Annotated in this window: 16 protein-coding genes; 3 read left to right on the forward strand and 13 right to left on the reverse strand. The window is 77.3% G+C overall.

The window, feature by feature from the left end; all coding sequences use genetic code 11:
• Positions 1-23: 23 nt before the first annotated feature.
• The 6 genes from ACI8AB_RS08400 to ACI8AB_RS08425 all read right to left on the reverse strand — a co-directional run bounded on the left by ACI8AB_RS08400 (position 24) and on the right by ACI8AB_RS08425 (position 4,766).
• A complete protein-coding gene (locus tag ACI8AB_RS08400; protein WP_456949739.1) occupies positions 24-695 on the reverse strand; it encodes an enoyl-CoA hydratase-related protein in 672 nt (223 codons plus the stop codon).
• Between the two features lie 42 nt (positions 696-737).
• Positions 738-1,340, reverse strand: a complete 603-nt coding sequence (locus ACI8AB_RS08405; protein WP_456949740.1) for a helix-turn-helix domain-containing protein — start codon at positions 1,338-1,340, stop codon at positions 738-740.
• Between the two features lie 69 nt (positions 1,341-1,409).
• A complete protein-coding gene (locus ACI8AB_RS08410; protein WP_456949741.1) occupies positions 1,410-2,306 on the reverse strand; it encodes an SDR family NAD(P)-dependent oxidoreductase in 897 nt (298 codons plus the stop codon).
• Between the two features lie 165 nt (positions 2,307-2,471).
• The gene (locus ACI8AB_RS08415; RefSeq protein WP_456949742.1) at positions 2,472-3,050 is read right to left on the reverse strand and encodes a GNAT family N-acetyltransferase; all 579 of its coding nucleotides are present in this window, start codon (positions 3,048-3,050) and stop codon (positions 2,472-2,474) included.
• A gap of 59 nt (positions 3,051-3,109) precedes the next feature.
• Complete coding sequence (locus ACI8AB_RS08420) at positions 3,110-3,679, reverse strand: hypothetical protein (RefSeq protein ID WP_456949743.1); 570 nt, start codon at positions 3,677-3,679, stop codon at positions 3,110-3,112.
• Between the two features lie 430 nt (positions 3,680-4,109).
• Positions 4,110-4,766 (reverse strand): GNAT family N-acetyltransferase, encoded by a 657-nt coding sequence (locus tag ACI8AB_RS08425; protein ID WP_456949744.1) that lies wholly within the window; start codon positions 4,764-4,766, stop codon positions 4,110-4,112.
• A 330-nt stretch (positions 4,767-5,096) separates the two neighbouring features.
• Here ACI8AB_RS08425 and ACI8AB_RS08430 point away from each other — a divergent pair, with 330 nt between their 5' ends.
• Positions 5,097-5,546 carry a flavodoxin family protein gene (locus tag ACI8AB_RS08430; RefSeq protein WP_456949745.1) on the forward strand — a complete coding sequence of 150 codons (450 nt, stop codon included), beginning with the start codon at positions 5,097-5,099 and terminating at the stop codon, positions 5,544-5,546.
• Between the two features lie 16 nt (positions 5,547-5,562).
• On the forward strand, positions 5,563-6,939 hold the full coding sequence (locus tag ACI8AB_RS08435) for an FAD-dependent oxidoreductase (RefSeq protein WP_456949746.1): 1,377 nt from the start codon (positions 5,563-5,565) through the stop codon (positions 6,937-6,939).
• 4 nt (positions 6,940-6,943) lie between these two features.
• Here ACI8AB_RS08435 and ACI8AB_RS08440 read toward each other — a convergent pair whose 3' ends face one another.
• On the reverse strand, positions 6,944-8,086 hold the full coding sequence (locus ACI8AB_RS08440; RefSeq protein WP_456949747.1) for a MalY/PatB family protein: 1,143 nt from the start codon (positions 8,084-8,086) through the stop codon (positions 6,944-6,946).
• A gap of 57 nt (positions 8,087-8,143) precedes the next feature.
• Here ACI8AB_RS08440 and ACI8AB_RS08445 point away from each other — a divergent pair, with 57 nt between their 5' ends.
• On the forward strand, positions 8,144-9,043 hold the full coding sequence (locus ACI8AB_RS08445; protein WP_456949748.1) for a diacylglycerol/lipid kinase family protein: 900 nt from the start codon (positions 8,144-8,146) through the stop codon (positions 9,041-9,043).
• A 4-nt stretch (positions 9,044-9,047) separates the two neighbouring features.
• On the opposite strand, the gene ACI8AB_RS08450 is transcribed toward ACI8AB_RS08445, so the two are convergent.
• From ACI8AB_RS08450 to ACI8AB_RS08475, 6 genes are all read right to left on the reverse strand, one after another.
• Entirely contained in the window at positions 9,048-10,064 is a 1,017-nt protein-coding gene (locus ACI8AB_RS08450) for an LLM class flavin-dependent oxidoreductase (protein ID WP_456949749.1), read from the reverse strand.
• A gap of 100 nt (positions 10,065-10,164) precedes the next feature.
• On the reverse strand, positions 10,165-11,877 hold the full coding sequence (locus ACI8AB_RS08455; protein WP_456949750.1) for a GAF domain-containing SpoIIE family protein phosphatase: 1,713 nt from the start codon (positions 11,875-11,877) through the stop codon (positions 10,165-10,167).
• A gap of 28 nt (positions 11,878-11,905) precedes the next feature.
• Positions 11,906-12,493, reverse strand: a complete 588-nt coding sequence (locus ACI8AB_RS08460) for a peroxidase-related enzyme (protein WP_456949751.1) — start codon at positions 12,491-12,493, stop codon at positions 11,906-11,908.
• Positions 12,494-12,604: 111 nt separating this feature from the next.
• Complete coding sequence (locus ACI8AB_RS08465) at positions 12,605-14,203, reverse strand: GGDEF domain-containing protein (protein WP_456949752.1); 1,599 nt, start codon at positions 14,201-14,203, stop codon at positions 12,605-12,607.
• Between the two features lie 199 nt (positions 14,204-14,402).
• Complete coding sequence (locus ACI8AB_RS08470; protein ID WP_456949753.1) at positions 14,403-15,290, reverse strand: acyl-CoA thioesterase; 888 nt, start codon at positions 15,288-15,290, stop codon at positions 14,403-14,405.
• Positions 15,291-15,349: 59 nt separating this feature from the next.
• Positions 15,350-16,894, reverse strand: a complete 1,545-nt coding sequence (locus tag ACI8AB_RS08475) for an ATP-dependent DNA ligase (protein WP_456949754.1) — start codon at positions 16,892-16,894, stop codon at positions 15,350-15,352.
• Between the last annotated feature and the right edge of the window lie 71 nt (positions 16,895-16,965).

A 16,965-nucleotide genomic window follows, 5' to 3' on the forward strand; every position in this document is an offset into this window, starting at 1 on the left:
GCCCTCGGCCGGGCCGACGGTGCTCAGCCGCGGGGGGCCACCGCGTCCCGCAACAGCGCCAGGACCGGGGCGTACAGGCGGGACTTGATGGTCCCCAGGGTCGGGCCGGCCTTCCCGGTGTGCGCGGCGGCGATCTCGACGGCGGCCGGGCGGACGTCCTCCTCGGCGACGGCGCGGTCGACGATCGCCGCGGCGAGGGCGTCGGTGCCGCCGTAGCGGCGGCCGGTGGTCATCGCCACGTGCGCCGTCTGCGGGGTCAGCCGCGCCTGGACCAGGGCGGACATGCCGGGGCTGAACGGGAGGTCGATGTCGATCTCCGGCAGGCACCAGAAGCCGCGGTCGGCGCGCATGACCCGCTGGTCGTGCGCGAGGGCGAGCATCGCCCCCGCGGCGAAGGCGTGACCCTGCACCGCCGCCACGGTCACGACCGGCAGCGCGAGCACACGGGCGAACAGCCGCTGGACCCTGGCGACGTAGGCGTCGCGCTGGTCGGCGTGGTCGGCCAGCCACGCGAGGTCCAGGCCGTTGGAGAAGAACCTGCCCGTGGCCGTGGTGACCAGGGCGCGGGGCCCGGGGGCGTCCTCGACCTCGTCCAGGGCGGCGTCGACGGCGGTGAGCCAGTCGGGGGAGAAGCGGTTCTCGTCGGCGCCGAGGTCGAGCACGAGGACGTCGTCGTGGCGGTCGAGCGTGGGCACGGGAGGCTCCTGGTCCGTGGTCGGGAGGTGGGGGTGGGCGGCTCAGGCCGGCGGGCCGCAGTCGACGACCGCGCCGACGGCGGCGGCGAGCTGCGTGCGGGTGTGCGGGTGCACCCGTCCGGCGCGCATGCCGGGGAACAGCAGCGCGGCGGGCAGGCGCACGACGCAGGTGGTGACGACCCCGACGGCGGCCGCGTCGTCGCGGTCCCAGAGCGAGCGGGCGAGCCGGCGCAGCGTGTCGAGCAGCGCGGCGTCCAGGGCGCGCAGGTCGTCGGCGACGTCCGGGGCGACGGCGTCGGTGAGCACGTCGTCGCGCTGCAGCCCGACCAGCAGCCGCGCCGCCCGCAGGTCCTGCTCGGCGAGCCGGGCCGGGGCGTCGGCGGCGGCCTGCACCGCCCGGCGGGCGTCCCCGCCGGCCTCCGCGACGACGGCCCGCTGCAGGTCGAGGAACTGCCGCGCGCGGCGCAGCCAGGCGGCCCCGACGACGGTCTCCAGCGAGCCGAAGGCGTGGTAGATGCTGCCGTTCGAGGCCCCCGACCGGGCGGCCAGCGCGCGGACGGTCAGCCGTGCGCGGCCGCGGTCGACGAGCAGCTCCTCGGCGGCGTCGAGGACCGCGTCGGGCGCGTGGACCCGGGGCCGGGGCATCGGTGCCTCCTCCGTGGACGGACGAGGCCACCCTAGTGGAGCACCCGCTCCAGTATCAGCCCGGGCGCGTCAGCCCGAGGTACGAGCCTGCTCAGCGGGCTCCGTCCTCGGTGTGGGTACCGCCGTGTCGACGGCCGGAGCGCCCATCTCGCGGGCCATCATCCCCTGCTCGAGGCGCATGACCAGCGAGGGAGACAGGCGCATCAGGCGCCACATGACCCGCGCCCACCGCGGCGCGACGATGAGCGCCCGGTTGCGGTCCACTCCGCGCAGCACGTCCGCGGCCAGCGCGTCGGCGCTGGAGACGTGACCCCCACTGGCCCTGGTGAGCACCCCGCGGACGTCGGTGGCCTCCGCGGTGGGGACACGCGGGAGGTCCGGCGGCATCCCCTTGTCCAGCAGCGGCGTGTCGACGACGCCGGGACACACCACGCTGACCCGCACCCCTCGGGGCGCGGCCTCGACGCGCAGCGCCAGCGACAGCCCCACCACCGCCCACTTCGTCGTGCCGTACGGAGCGGCCCCCGGGTTCGGCAGCAAGCCGGCGAGCGACGCGGTGTTGACGATGTGCCCGGACCCCTGGCGCAACATCAGGGGATAGGCGGCGTGGACGCCGTGGACCACCCCGCGCAGGTTGACGTCGATCGCCCGGTCCCAGTGAGCCGGGGACAGTTCCTCGACGGGCCCGTGGATGCCCAGGCCGGCGTTGTTGAACAGCAGGTCCAGCCGGCCGTGCCGCGACGCCGTGTCGGTCACCACCGCGTCGACCGCCGACGCGTCCCGCACGTCCACGGCCGCTGCCGAGGCCGCTCCCGGGCCGAGGGTGGTGAGCCGCTCCGCGACCTCGGCCGCGGCGGGCCCGTCGACGTCCGCGAGGACCACCCGGTCCCCGCGGCGCACCAGCGCCGCACCGAGCGCCCGTCCGATCCCCGAGGCGCCTCCGGTCACGATCGCCACCCTGGTCATGGCCACTCCCGACAGCCGGTCCGCGGACGTCGCTCCTGGGGACCAGCCTCGTGCGCCGGACCACGTCTCCGGCCGCGAGACGCCCGCCCCGCGCGCGGCACGGGGCCGCCGTCGGCGTGGGCCGCCCGCTCGTCGACGGGCCGTGACGACCGGTGACGTCCCGGCTCAGGGGAGGGCGCGGCGCACGAGGACGCGGGGGAAGCCGCCGGCGACGGCGTCGGTGTCGGCGGCCTTGGTGAACCCCGCCTCCTCGAACATCCGCCGCGTGCCGACGTAGGCCATCGTCGTGTCGACCCGCTCGTCCCCGCTGTCGGCGGGATAGCCCTCGACGGCGGGGGCGCCGTTCGCCGCCGCGTACGCGACCGCTCCCTCGATGAGCGCGAGCGCGATGCCCTTCCCGCGGTGGCCCGGGCGCACGCGCACGCACCACAGCGACCACACGGGCAGGTCGTCGACGTGCGGGATCCGCCGCGACCGTTCGAAGGGCAGCTCCGCCCGGGGCGCGACCGCGGCCCAGCCGGCGACCTCGCCGTCGTCGTAGGCGAGCACCCCCGGCGCGACCGGGCGGCCGGTGAGCTCGCGGACGTACTCGCGTCGCGCGGGCCCGACGAGCTCGCGGTTGGTCCGCGAGTCGAGCCGGTGGCTCAGGCACCAGCAGACGTTCGCGTCCGGGTTCCGCGGGCCGAGCACCGTCGCGACGTCGTCGAACCGCGCCCGCGTCGCCGGGTGGACCTCGATGGCCATCGCGCCACGCTAGTGACGGCGGCGGCGTCCGGCCACGCCCCGGATGCCGCCTCCTCGGGTCAGCGTCCCCGCTGCGCACCCGTCAGGAACCGCTCGGTGATCCCCGTCCACCGCGCGCGGGCCGCCTCGTTGGCCTCAGGGGTGGGCAGTCCCATCTGCGTCGCCACCAGCGACGCCGTCCCGTTCCCCTTCGGCTCGCTGGTGACGACGACGGAGGTGCCGTCGGCCGCCCTCGTCCGCCAGGTGATGCGCCGGTCGGTGCCGCTGACCCGCACGTCGGACCCGGCGACGAGCTCCTGCACGGCCGCGTCGCCGTCGGCGAACGCCCGCCAGCGCTCCATCAGCTCGGTCATGCCGAGTGGCGTGGCCCGGCTGACGCTGGTCTGGAAGGTGCCGTCGGAGCGCTGGCCCGGGACGCGGCGGCCGATGTGGTGCTCGTAGGCGACCGTCACCGACTGGGTCCACCAGCCGCGCTGCTCGAAGCCGTCGCCGAGCTCCTCGTAGACGTGCAGCGCGATCGCCTGGTGGTCCAGGTCCTTCGCGCCGACGGAGTCCAGGAAGCGGAGCCACTCGTCCCACGACCGCTTCGTGGTCCGCTCGATCGGCCCGATCCGGGGGTTGTCCGCCATGGCCGCGATCCTGCCGGACCGGCGTCGGCCGCGGGGCGGCCCGCCCGCGCAGCGGCGGTGTGGCCGACGCCGGCACGGCCGCGGGTCCGCGCCGACCCCCCGGTCACGGACGCACCGGATGTCGACCTGTGGCGGTCTCGGGCCGCCGGAGACCGCACCAGGTCGAGATCCGGCGGGGCGGTCGTGCGGGCTGCAGGAACCTCAGCCGGTCGCGTGGACCAGCCGGAAGCCGGGAGGCCGCCCGGGCGTCGGGCATGGTGACGCCGAGGACGAGCCCCCCGGCACGCCCTGGCGAGCACCGCGCATCCCCCTCCCACCGGCGCAGACCGTGGAGCAGGCGGACGCGGCGCGCGCCTCGACGGCAGCAGGCGGCCCTGTCGGGTCCGGAGGTGCCGCCGGCCAGGGCGACCGCGTCACGAGGGTCGAGTTGTCACCCGCCGGCCGGACGGCGATCACGCACCCACGCCTCGGAGGTGATGGCCCACAGGTCGTGCGGCCGGCGCCGCCCCCCGACGTCGAGATAGCTCTCCATCGTGCCCTCCCGGCGCATGCCGAGACTCGACACGGCGAGCGCGGCCGCGACGTTGTCCACGCACACGGGAGCGGTGACCCGGCACAGGCCCATCCGGCCGAAGGCGTGCTCCGCCATCAGCTCGCCCACAGCACGGATCACGCAGTGGCCGGCCAGCGTCGAGTCGAGCCAGGCGCCGATCTCCGCGCTCTGCGCGCACCTGTCGATGCACTCGAGCTTGAACTGGCCGGCGAACCGTCCGTCCACCTCGATGACGAGCGACAGCCCTCGGCCCGTACGGGCGTTCCTCCGGGCGTGGAGGACCTCCTCGACCCAGGCCAGCTCGGTGTGGCGCTCCTCCCAGGACCGTGCGGACGACAGCCAGAAGGGCTCGATCCGGTCCCGGTCGCGCAGTCGCAGGGATCGCCACTCGGGCGCGTCCGCGAACCTCGGCGGACGGAGGAGCACCTGGTGCCTGCCCTGCGTCACCGGACCGAGGAACACGCCCCGGGTGCCGTGGGCACGGCGGTGACGGAAGCCGACCCGCCGGCGCAGCGGCCCGGCGTAGAACCTCACGGCAGCGAGGAGGACGGGGAGCGACGGGCGGAGGCCGATGGCGCTGCCGCGCTGCGCCGGGGCCGTCCCGGTGCCGGGGCGTCGTGGCCGCTGCGGTGGGAGTGCGGCGGGGCCACCGTCCGGCCCATCGGCGGTGTGGTCGAACGTCACCCCGCCCTCCGGCCGGCCGGGCATGCGCGTCCCGCCGCGGGGGACCGTGGGCCGCCCGTCATGGCCGGTCCACGGGACCGGCACTGAGACGTCCGACCATCGTCACCACGACGACCACCTCCGTCACGGCGGGATCCGGAGATTACAACGCACCGTGTGCACTGTGGGCACGATGGCGGCATGCCGCGGCTGCTCGTCGTCCACCACACGCCCTCGCCCAACCTGCAGGCGGTGCTCGAGGCGGCCCGCGAGGGCGTGGCGATGGTCGAGGAGGCCGAGCTGGTCGAGCGGCCGGCGCTGGCGGCCGGGCCCGCGGACCTGCTCGCCGCCGACGGCGTCCTGCTCGGCACCCCGGCCAACATCGGCTACATGAGCGGGGCGCTCAAGCACTTCTTCGACACCGTCTACTACCCGTGCCTGGACGCCACCGTCGGCCTGCCCTTCGGCGTCTGGGTGCACGGCGGCGACGACACCGCCGGCGCGCTCAGGGCCATCGGCACGATCACCGGCGCGCTCCGGTGGAAGCAGGTCGCGGCACCCCTGTCGCTCACCGGCGCCCCCACGAAGGACGACCTCGAGGCGGTCCGCGAACTCGCCGCCACCGTCGCGGTGAGCCTGGAGGGCCGCTGAGTCCTAGCCTGCCGGGGTGAGCACCCGTCGTCTCGTCGTCATCGGAGGGGACGCCGCCGGCGGCAGCGCGGCGTCCCAGGCCCGGAAGCGGCAACCCGACCTCGAGGTCGTGATGTTCGAGCGCGGCCGCGCGACCTCCTACTCCGCCTGCGGCATCCCGTACTGGATCTCCGGCACCGTCGACAGCGAGGCCCGGCTGGTCGCCCGCACGCCCGAGCAGCACCGGGCGGCCGGCATCGACGTCCGCATGCGCACGGAGGTCGTCGGCATCGACACCGACAAGGGCGTCGTCCACTGGCGCGACCTCGACGCCGGCACCGAGGGCACCGAGCCCTACGACGACCTCGTCTACGCCACCGGCAGCGTGCCGATGCGCCCGCCGGTCGAGGGCATCGACGCCGAGGGCGTCTACGGCGTCCAGGTCCTCGACGACGGGGTCGCGCTGCGCGCCGAGCTCGACAGCGGCCGCGTGCGGGAGGTGGTCGTCGTCGGCGGCGGCTACATCGGCCTGGAGATCGCCGAGGCGTGCCGGATGCGCGGGCTCGAGGTCACCGTCGTCGACAAGTCGGCCACCCCGGTGGGTACCTTCGACCCCGACGTCGGCCGGTTCATCGCCGACGGCATCCGCAGCGAGGGCGTCGAGCTGGTCCTGTGCGACGGCGTCGCGGGCATCGACGTCGACCGCGGCGGGCGGGCGCGCGCGGTGGTCACCGAGAGCGGCCGCGAGCTGCCCGCCGACCTCGTCGTCCTCGGCCTCGGGGTGCGGCCGAACGTGCGGCTGGCGAAGGAGGCCGGCATCCCGCTCGGCACCTCCGGCGGCGTCGCCGTCGACCAGCGGATGCGGACCCAGGTGCCCGGCGTGTGGGCGGCCGGCGACTGCGTGGAGTCGGTGCACCGGCTGTCGAAACAGCGGGTCGTCGTCGCGCTCGGCACGCACGCCAACAAGCAGGGCCGGGTGGCCGGGATCAACGTCGGCGGCGGCTACGCCACCTTCCCCGGCGTCATCGGGACGGCGATCACCAAGATCTGCACGGTGGAGGCCGCGCGCACCGGGCTGTCGGAGAGGGAGGCCGAGGACGCCGGCTACTCCTTCGTCACCGCCGCCGTCGACTCCACCACCACCGCCGGCTACATGCCCAACGCGTCCCCGATCCGGGTCAAGATGATCGCCGAGCGGCGCAGCGGCCGGCTGCTCGGCGCCCAGGTGGTCGGCGAGGAGGGCGCGGCCAAGCGGGTCGACGCGCTGGCCATCTGCATCTGGAACGAGATGACCGTCGACGAGGTCCTGTCGCTGGACCTGTCCTACGCGCCGCCGTTCGCGCCGGTGTGGGACCCGGTGCTCATCGCCGCCCGCAAGGCGTTCGAGGCCGTGGAGGCCGACACCCGCGGCTGACCGGTCAGCGCAGCACGCCCGCCATCCGCTCGACGATCGTGGTGAGCACCGGCTCGGGCGTGGCCAGGTTCAGCCGCACCGCGCCACGGCCGGCCTCGCCGCAGCGGGCGCCGTCGACCACCGCCACCCCGGCCCGCTCGAGCAGCAGGTCGCCCGGGGCGTCGGCCGGGAGGCCCTCCAGCCAGGCCAGGTAGGTGCCCTCCGGCGGGCGGTACCGGACCCCGGGCAGGTGCGAGGCGACCAGGTCGGCGAGCAGCCGGCGGTGCCGGTCGAGGACGGCGATCGTCTCCTCCAGCCAGCCGACGCCGTCCCGGTAGGCGGCGGTGTTGGCGACCGCGCCGAGCGTCGAGCAGCCGTGCTCCACCCCGTGCCCGACCCGCGCCCACAGCTCGGCGTCGGCGTCGTTCGAGAGCAGCAGCTGCGCGCACTTCAGGCCGGCGAGGTCCCACGCCTTGGACGCGCTGGTGGCGGTGAGCGCGTGCGCGGCGGTGGTGTCCGACAGCGACGCGTAGGGCACGTGCCGGGAGCCGGGGAAGACCAGCGGCGCGTGCACCTCGTCGGAGAACACGCGGCCGCCGTGCCGGTCGACCACCTCGGCGACGGCGAGCATCTCCGCGGGCTCGAGCACCCGGCCGATCGGGTTGTGCGGGTTGCACAGCACCAGCAGGTGCCCGCCGGCGCGGAAGGCGGCGTCGAGCGCGTCGAGGTCGTAGACGAACCGGTCGCCGTCGCGGGCCATCGGCACCTCGAGCACCTCCCGGCCCAGCGCCGGCGGCACCTCCAGGAAGGGCATGTAGGCCGGGGTAGGCAGGACCACCGGCGAGCCGGGCCGGGACAGGTGGGTGATGGCCGCGGACAGCCCGGCCAGGACGTCGGCCATCGGCCGGACCCGCTCCGGCGGCACCTCCCAGCCGTGCCGGTCGCGCAGGAAGCCGGCGGTCGCCCGCGCCACGTCGTCGGCGAGCCAGTCGGGCAGGTAGCCGAACAGGCCGCGGGCGACGGCGTCCTGCAGCGCGGCGGTCACCGCGGGCGCGGTGCCCAGGTCGGACTCGGCCACCCAGGCGCCGAGCGCGTCGGGGTAGCGGGTCCACTTCAGGCTGCCGCGCGAGCGCAGGTCCGCGACCACGGCGTCGGCGTCACTCGTCACGGTGCCGATCCTGCCCGCGGGCGGCCGGGGCGCGCGCGGGCTGGGAGGGTGCTCCCCGTGCGGCTGCTGCTGGTGGTGAACGGATCGGCCGGGAGCGCCGACGCGCTGGACCCGGCGCTGGGGGTGCTGCGCGCCGGCGCCGACGTGGAGGTCGCGGCGACCGCGGACGCGGGCGACCTCGACCGGGTGCTCGCCGGGCGGGACGGGCGCCGGCTGGTCGTCGCCGGCGGCGACGGCTCGGTGCACGCGGTCGTCGCCGCGCTGGACCGCGCCGGCGCCCTCGATCCCGCCGACCCGCTCGGCGTCGTGCCGCTGGGCACCGGCAACGACCTGGCCGGCGCGCTCGGGCTGCCCGACGACCCGGCCGCCGCCGCCCACTGCGTCCTCGACGGCGCCCCGCGCCCGCTGGACCTGCTGCGCGACGACGCCGGGGGCGTGGTCGTCAACGCGGTGCACGCCGGGATCGGCGTCCGCGCCGCGGACGAGGCCGCGGGGCTCAAGGACCGGCTCGGCGCGCTCGCCTACCCGGTCGGCGCGGCCGTGGCCGGGATCGCCGGCGCGGACCACCGGCTGCGGGTGACCGTCGACGGCGCCGTCGTCACCGCGCCCGCCGGCTGGGCGGCCGACGGGGGGACGCCGCTGCTGATGATCGGCGTGTGCAACGGGCCCACCATCGGCGGCGGGACGGCGCTCGCGCCGGGCGCCGACCCCGGCGACGGCCTGGCCGACGTCGTGGTCAGCGCGGCCACCGGTCCCGCCGCGCGGGCCGCGTTCGCCGTCGCGCTGCTCGCCGGGCGCCACCCCGCCCGCGACGACGTCGTCCTCGTCCGCGGGCGGGAGGTCACCGTGACCGGCGGGCCGGCCGGCCTCGACGCCGACGGCGACCTGCTGCCGCCGGTGGGCGCGCGCACCTGGCGGGTGGTCCCGGCCGCGTGGTCGGTGTCCGTGCCGCGCTGACCGCTCAGGCCGCCGGGGACCAGCCGAGCAGCGGGCCGAGGCGCTCGGCGGTGTCGGTGAGGATCTGCTCGTGGTCGGCCTCGGCGAAGCTGAACGGCAGCGCGAACACCACCTCGGTGACCTCGCGGAAGCCGGCGTGCGCGTACAGGGCCTCGGCGATCTGCTCCGAGGTGCCGAGCAGGTCGCGGGCGAACAGCAGCCTCCCCGGGCCCTGGGGGACCCCCACCCGCGGGCTGCGGGCCTCGACGTAGGCGGCGTACCGCTCCCGCTGGTCGGCCGTGGCACCGTCGGTCGGGATGACGACCAGCCCCTGCGACACCCGCCCGGTGGGGCTCGCCTCGCGGAAGGCCCGCACCTGGTCCGCCTGGATCTGCGCGAAGTCGGTGGAGCCGCCCTCGGCGCGGACCACGCTGCTGGTCAGGAAGTGCACGCCCGCCTGCCCGGCCCACTGCGCCGAGCGGGTGCTCGCCCCGCCGTACCAGAGCCGGTCGCGCAGGCCGGGGGAGTGCGGCTGCACCCGGTCCGACCACTCCTCGACGACGCCCTCGCGGCCCGCGAACGACGCCGCGGGCTCCCCGGCGACCAGCCGCAGCAGCCGCTCCACCCGGGTGTAGGAGAAGTCCTCGACGTCGGCGGTGTCCGGGTAGAGCGCAGCCCTGACGTCGTCCCAGTGCATCGGCGGGCCGACGCTGACCCCGGGGTTGAGCCGGCCGCCGGAGAGGACGTCGACGGTGGCGAGGTCCTCGGCCAGCCGCAGCGGGTTCTCCCAGCCGAGCGGGGTGACCGCGGTGCCGAGCTCGATCCGCGACGTGCGCTGCGTGGCCGCGGCGAGGACGGCGACCGGCGAGGAGATGCCGTACTGCAGGTGCCGGTGGCGCAGCCAGGCGCTGTCGAAGCCCAGCCGCTCGCCGAGCTCGACCGTCCGCAGCGTCGTCTCGTGACCCGCGGCCGGGTCGGCGGGGTCGAACAGGCCGATGGTGAGGAAGCCGAGCCGTGCGAGGGGGGTACCGGGAGCGGGCACGGCGTCGATCCTGCCCGCCCCGGTCGGGTCGGTCCGGCGCGGGCCCGTCGGCGTTCCGGTCACCCGGCGGCGCGGCGGGGTCGCGGACGCCCGTCCGCGGTCACCGCACGCGGACGGCGAGCAGCGCGACGTCGTCGTCGGTGGAGCCCCCGACGCCCTCCAGCAGCCGGTCGAGCAGGTCGTCCAGCGAGCCGGCGCCGTCCGCCGCGACGGCGGCGGTGAGCTCGGCGATGCCGTCGTCGAGGTCGGTGCGGCGGCGCTCGACCAGGCCGTCGGTGTAGAGCAGCACCGTGCTGCCCGGCTCCAGGGCGATGCGGTGGGTGCCCCGCGCCCGGGTGGCGTCCAGGCCCACGAGCAGGTCGGGGGGAGAGGCGAGCACCTCGACGCGGCCGTCGGCGTGCCGCAGCAGCGGCGGCGGGTGCCCGGCGTTGCTCCAGGACAGCACCCGGCCGCCGTCGTCGCCGAGGTCGACCCGGCTGACCAGCGCGGTGGCCAGGGCGCCGGTGCGCAGGCCGGCGACGGCGGCGTCGAGCCGGTCCAGCGCCCGGGCCGGCGGCTCGCCGCCCTCGAAGGCGAAGCCGCGCAGCATCGCCCGCAGCTGGCCCATGGTGGCCGCGGCGGCGACGTCGTGGCCGTTGACGTCGCCGATGACCAGCACCGTGGCGCCGTCGGAGTCGTCGAAGGCGTCCCACCAGTCCCCGCCGACCTGCGCGCCGGCGCTGCTGGGCAGGTAGCGGGCGGCCAGCTCCAGCCCGTCCGGGGCGGGCAGCTCACCGAGCAGCGCGCGCTGCAGCGTGGTGGCCACCGACTCCTGCCGGGCGAGCAGCACCGCGCGGCCGACGGCCTGGGCGGTGTACTGGGCGAGGGCGAGGACCAGGCCCTGCTCGACCGGGCCGAACGCGTGCGGCTCGTCCCAGGCCAGGCTCAGCGTGCCGGACAGCGCGCCGGCGACCGGCAGCGGCAGGTGCGCCGACGCCCCGGCCGGCCGCGGGGGCCGCGCGTGCGGGAAGCGCTCGGCGGTGGTGGCGGGGTCGGGGAGGAACACCGCGCGCCCGGTGGCCAGCGCGACCGCCGGCGGGACCTCGGCGCCCGGCGCGGCGGAGGCGGAGTCGTCCCCGGGGGAGCCGTCCGCGGAGCCGGGCACCGGCCGCAGCCGGCGGGTCGCGGGGTCGACGAGCGCCAGGCAGGTCCACGAGGTGCCCAGCGCCTCGGCGGCGGCGCCGGTCACGGCCGCGGCGACGTCGTCGAGGGTGACCGCGTCGGCCAGCGTCTCGGCGAACCGCAGCAGCAGCCGGGTCTGCTCGCTGACCCGCTCCGCGGCGCGCCGGGCGGTCTCGGCGTGGCGGGTCAGCGCGCGCAGCCGCAGCTCGGAGGCGGCCAGCCCCGCGACCTGGGTGAGCACCGCGACGTCGGTGTCGGTCCAGTCGCGGGGGCGGGAGTCGATGGCGCAGACCGCGCCCACCACGTCGCCGTCCGGGCCGACCAGCGGCACCCCGCAGTAGGCGACCACCCCCAGGTCGTCGATCGCCCGGTTGCCGGCCAGGACCTCCACCTCGCGGGCGTCGCGGACCACCAGCGGCTGCGCGGTGACCCGCACGTACTGGCAGAACGAGTGGCTCAACGGGGTGCTGCGGCGGGCCTGCCACTCGGGCGGGAGGCCGACCGCGCCGGGGAACACCTGGCGGTCGGGCTCCACGAGGGTCACCAGCGCGGTGGGGACGTCGAGCAGCGTGCGGACCAGCACGACCAGCCGGTCGAAGTCGGCGTCGGCGATGCCCGACGGGTCGTCGGTCCCGCTGTCCGCGCTGGTCACGGGCCCACGGTAGTCGGCCCGCGCGCGGTCACCGGGGGAGCCGGCCCATGAGGTGGAACTCGGGGTTGGGCGGGATCGCGGCGAAGTGCGCGAGCCGGTTGGACAGCGCGAAGAAGGCGGTGATCGCGCCCACGTCCCAGACGTCGTCCTCGGTCAGGCCGTGCGCGCGCAGCCGGTCGAGGTCGGCGGCGGTGACGGTGGCGGGGTCGGTGGCCAGCCGGACGGCGACGTCGAGGACGGCGCGCACCCGGTCGTCGAGCGGGGCCTTGCGCCAGTCGACGGCGACCAGGTCGGCCAGGTAGGGGTCGCGGGTGCGGATGCGCGCGATCGCGCCGTGCGCCACCACGCAGTACGCGCAGTCGTTGGCCGCGCTGGTGGCGACCACGATCAGCTCGCGCTCGCCGGTCGACAGGCCCGGGGTGTCCTTGTCCATCAGCGCGTCGTGCATGGCGAGGAACGCCCGCTCCTCGGCCGGCCGCCAGGCCAGCGCCGCGAAGACGTTGGGCAGGAACCCCGACTTCTCCTCCACCTCCGCGTGGCGCCCGGCCAGGTCCGGCGGCAGGTCGGCGGGGTCGGCGACGGGGAAGCGGCTGATCGGCGTCGGGTCGGTCGTCACCCGGTCAGCGTGCCCCGCGGCCGGTCCGGCGTCGACCGTGTGCGCCGGCGCCGCGACACGGGCGCCGGAGTGCAGCGCGGGCGCACACCGTCCCGCGGATCCGCCCGGGCGTCAGTCGCCGACGACGACGCGGTCGCGGCCCTCGCGCTTGGCGCGGTAGAGGCGGGCGTCGGCGCGGCCGAGCAGCTGCGCGGGCGTGCGGTCGGGCACCTCGCTGGTGCTGGCGGCGCCGATGCTCACGGTCACCGGCAGGTCCCCGGTGAGCGGGCCCCACGCGTGGGCGGCCACGGCGCTGCGGACGTCCTCCAGGTACCGGGCCGCGGCCGCGGCGTCGGCGCCCGCGAGGACGACGAGGAACTCCTCGCCGCCCAGGCGGGCGACCAGCGAGGCGGTGCCCGGGGCCGGGAGGTCCTGCACGATGCCCGCGACGGTGCGCAGCACCTCGTCGCCGACGGCGTGCGAGCAGGTGTCGTTGACCCGCTTGAAGTGGTCCAGGTCCAGCAGCGCCACCCACAGCAGCGCGCCGTCGGCCAGCATCCGCGGCAGCTCGTCGTCGACGTGCCGCCGGTTGTGCAGGCCGGTGAGCGGGTCGCGCAGGGACAGCTCGCGCCAGCGGCGGCTCTGCCGGCGGGCCTCGGTGGTCTCGTACATGGCCTGCAGCGCGCGGGCGCGGGACTCGCGCTGGGCGGACTGCTGCTCCATCAGCTCGGCGCAGTAGCGCTTGTGCTCCTCGAAGGCGGCGCGGTGGTCGCCGGCGGCCGCGTGCAGCTCGGCCTGCTCGGCCCGGGCGCGCACCCGGATGGAGGTCAGCCCGTGCTGCCGGCAGCGGCGCACGCACTCGTCGAGGGTGCGCTGGGCGGCGTCGACGGCGCCGCGACGGCGCTGCACCTCGGCGAGGGTGAGCAGGAAGTCGGCCCCGGCGTCGCCGTCGTGGGAGCTGTCGAGCACCTCCGGTGCCAGGCCCGGCAGCAGCGCCTCCTCGGCCTCGTCCAGCCGGTCCAGGCCCATGAGGGCGCGGGCGACGGTGTCCAGCCGGCCGACGTCGAGCGGGACGCCGTGCGCGGCGGCCAGCTCCTGCAGCCGGCTGCTGAACCGCAGCGCGTCGGCGAACCGGCCGGCGAGGGTGTCGGTGTAGGCGCGGTTGTTGAGGATGCGCAGCTGGCGGTCGACGTCGCCGAGGTCCTCGGCCAGCCGGAGGACGGTGGCGTAGCGCTCGGGCGCGGCGGGGTCGCGGGACAGGCCCAGGACGTCGGCCAGCCGGACCAGGTGGTCGATGCGCAGGGCCGGGAGCGCGTCGTCGTCGAGCAGGTCGACGCCCTGCACGGCGTGCTCGAGCGCGCCGGCGAGGTCGCCGAGCTCCTGGAACACCGCGGTCAGGACGAAGGAGCTGCGGGCGAGCAGGTGCCGGGACCGGGCCTCGGTGGCCCAGCGGTGCACCTCCTGCGCGATCCGCCCGCCCTCGGCCACCGAGCCGCGCCGCCGCAGCAGGTCGGCGGCCACCAGCCGCGCCCGCTGCTCGAGGTCGGGGCGGCCGAGCTCGCGGGCGGTCCCCGCGGCGGCGCCGGCGCGCTCCGCGGCGGCCTCGGAGTCGAAGCGGGCGAGGGTCTCCAGCTCGTCGAGCGTCGTGAGCAGGACCGCGAGCGGGTCCGGCGGCCGCGGGGAGCCCCCGGGCACGGCGCCGGCGTCCGGACGGACGGCGAGACTGGTCACGACTCCCCATCGGCAGCGGGGCCCCGCCGAGACAGGGCGGACACGGGATCCCCACCCGGTCGGGTGAGCCCGGGGGCGCTCGCCGGGCAGCCGGCCATCGGCACCTCCGCGGGGCGTGCGAACCGCTGTGCCACCCATCACAGCAGATGCCACCCCGGGACGGGGGGACGCGCGCCCGGGCGCCTGCCGCTGGGGCCGCTCAGGCCCGGCGGCGGCGGAGCACGCCCTCCTGGACGACGGTGAGCACCAGCCGCCCCTCGCGGTCGAACACCCGCCCGGAGCAGAGCGCCCGGCCGCCCGCGGACCAGGCGCTCTCCTGCTCGAAGCACAGCCAGGTGTCGGCGCGGGCCGGGCCGTGGAACCAGACGGCGTGGTCGAGGCTCGCCGTCACGAGGCCGGGGTCGCCGATGACCGCCGCGTGCGGGGCGACCGCGACGGCGAGCAGCAGCATGTCGGTGGCGTAGGCGAGCGCGCAGGCGTGCAGCCGCGGGTCGTCCGGGAGCGCCTCGCGGGAGCGGAACCAGAAGCGCTGCCGCGGCGGCGCGGGCTCGCCCCGGCCGGCGGCGATCCGGGGCGGCCCGCCGTCGAACCGGAAGTCGAACGGGTGCCGCGCGTCCAGCCAGGCCAGCCAGGCGAGGACGGAGGCGGGGGCGCCGGCCGCCGCGTCGGCGGGCACGGCCAGCGACTCCGGCGGCGGGGCGTCCAGGGTGGGCACCTGGTGCTCGGGGCCGGTCTCGGGCCGGGCGAAGGACGCCGTCAGCACCAGGACCGTCTCCCCGTGCTGGACGGCGGCGACCTCCCGGGTGGTGTAGCTGCCGCCGTCGCGCACCCGGGTGACCTGCAGGTCGGTGGGCGCGGCCGGGTCGCCGGCGCGGACGAAGTAGGCGTGCAGCGAGTGCACCGCCCGGTCGTCCGGGACGGTCGCCGTGGCCGCGAGCAGCGCCTGGGCGACCACCGCGCCGCCGAACGCCCGGTCGGCCGGCACGCCGCGCGCCGCGCCGCGGAACCGGCCGGGCGCGGCCTCCGCGACGTCGAGCAGGGCGACCAGCCCACCGGGGACCGGACCCAAGCCGACCGGCTGTGCCACGCCCCGCCCCCGTCCGTCCGCCTGACCGCGAGCAGTGAACCACCCGGGCGCGAGCGGGCTCAGCCGCCGGTGAGCAGAGCGCGCACCGCGTCGAGGTCGTCGGCCTGGCCCGGGGTCTTGTCCGGCCGGTAGCGGACCACCCGGGCGAAGCGCAGCGCCAGGCCGCCGGGGTAGCGCGGGCTGCGCTGGGCGCCGTCGAGCGCGACCTCGACGACGAGCTCGGGCCGCAGCTCCACGCCCCACGGGTGCTCGGCGCGGGCGAGCGCGGGGAAGTTGCGGGTCTGCCAGTCCAGCAGCTCGTCGGTCATGCCCTTGAACGTCTTGCCGACCATCACCGGCTCGCCGCCGTCGGGGTCGCGGGCGCCGAGCCAGATGTTGGACAGCGTGCCGGTGCGCCGGCCGTACCCCCACTCGGCGGCGAGGACGACGAGGTCGAGGGTGTGCACCGGCTTGACCTTCTGCCACGCGCGGCCGCGCCGGCCGGCGGCGTACGGGGCGTCCAGCGCCTTGACCACCACGCCCTCGTGCCCGGCGGACAGCGCGTCGTCGAGCACCGCGGCCGCCTGCTCCGGCGTCGGCCGGCGGACCCCGGGCATGCGCAGCGGGGCGTGCGCGTCGTCGGCGAGCAGGCCGGCCAGCGCGTCGAGGCGGACGTCGAGCGGCTCGTCGAGCAGGTCGCGGCCGTCGAGGTGCAGCACGTCGAACAGGAACGGGCTCAGCAGCACGGCTGCGTCCTCGGAGGTGTCGACGCCGTCGCTGCCGAAGCGGCTCATCGTGTCCTGGAAGGCGCGCGGGCGGCCGTCGTCGTCGAGGGCGAGGGTCTCGCCGTCGAGGACGGCGGTGCGGCAGGGCAGCGCGCGGACCCGCTCGACCAGCTCCGGCACGCCGCCGGTGACCTCGCGCAGCGTGCGGGTCCACACCCGGACGTCGTCGCCGTCGCGGTGCACCTGGATGCGGGCGCCGTCGAGCTTGTGCTCCACGGTGACCGCGGGGCCGAGGTCGGCGAGCGCGGCGTCGAGGGAGGAGCCGGGGCTGGCCAGCATCGGCCGCACCGGGCGGCCCACCCGCAGCCCGACCGCGGCGAGGGCGTCCTCCCCGCCGCCGAGGGCGAGGACGGCGGTCTCGTCGAGCCGGCCGGCCAGCATCATCGCCCGCCGGACCGCCGGTGCCGGGACGCCGGCCGCGGCGGCGATCGCGTCCAGCACCACGCCCTCCAGCGCGCCCTGCCGCAGCTCGCCGCCCAGCAGCCGGACGAGGAGGTGCTGCTCGTCGGCGGTGGCGGCGGTGAGCAGCTCGGTCAGCAGCGCCTCGCGGCGGGCGGCCGAGCCGCTGCCGGCCGTGCCGGCCAGCGCGGTGAGCGCGCGGTCGACCGCCGCGACGGTCAGCGACGGCGCGGCCGCGACCGGCGGGGCGGTCCGCGCCAGCGTGCGCCAGCCGACGCCGACCCGGCCCTGCGGCAGCTCGCCGGCCAGCCACGCGGCCACCGGCCCGGCCTCGGCCGGCCCGGCGGCGCGCAGCGCCCCGGCGATGGCCTGCGCCTTGGCGGTGCGCGAGCGGGTGGCGGCCACGGCCGCGGAGGCGGCGACGACGTCGGCGAGCAGCACGCGGCGATGGTGACAGTGCGGTACGACTCCGGGAGGTGCGCGTGCCGTGATCCCGTTAGCGTCGTCCGCGC

It is taken from the genome of Geodermatophilus sp. SYSU D00698 (assembly GCF_054050335.1).

Coding starts and splice junctions, on each gene's coding strand:
- ACI8AB_RS08405 (WP_456949740.1), bottom strand. CDS start 1,340: ATGCCCCGGCCCCGGGTCCACGCGCCCGACGCGGTCCTCGACGCCGCC.
- ACI8AB_RS08410 (WP_456949741.1), bottom strand. CDS start 2,306: ATGACCAGGGTGGCGATCGTGACCGGAGGCGCCTCGGGGATCGGACGG.
- ACI8AB_RS08415 (WP_456949742.1), bottom strand. CDS start 3,050: ATGGCCATCGAGGTCCACCCGGCGACGCGGGCGCGGTTCGACGACGTC.
- ACI8AB_RS08420 (WP_456949743.1), bottom strand. CDS start 3,679: ATGGCGGACAACCCCCGGATCGGGCCGATCGAGCGGACCACGAAGCGG.
- ACI8AB_RS08430 (WP_456949745.1), top strand. CDS start 5,097: ATGCCGCGGCTGCTCGTCGTCCACCACACGCCCTCGCCCAACCTGCAG.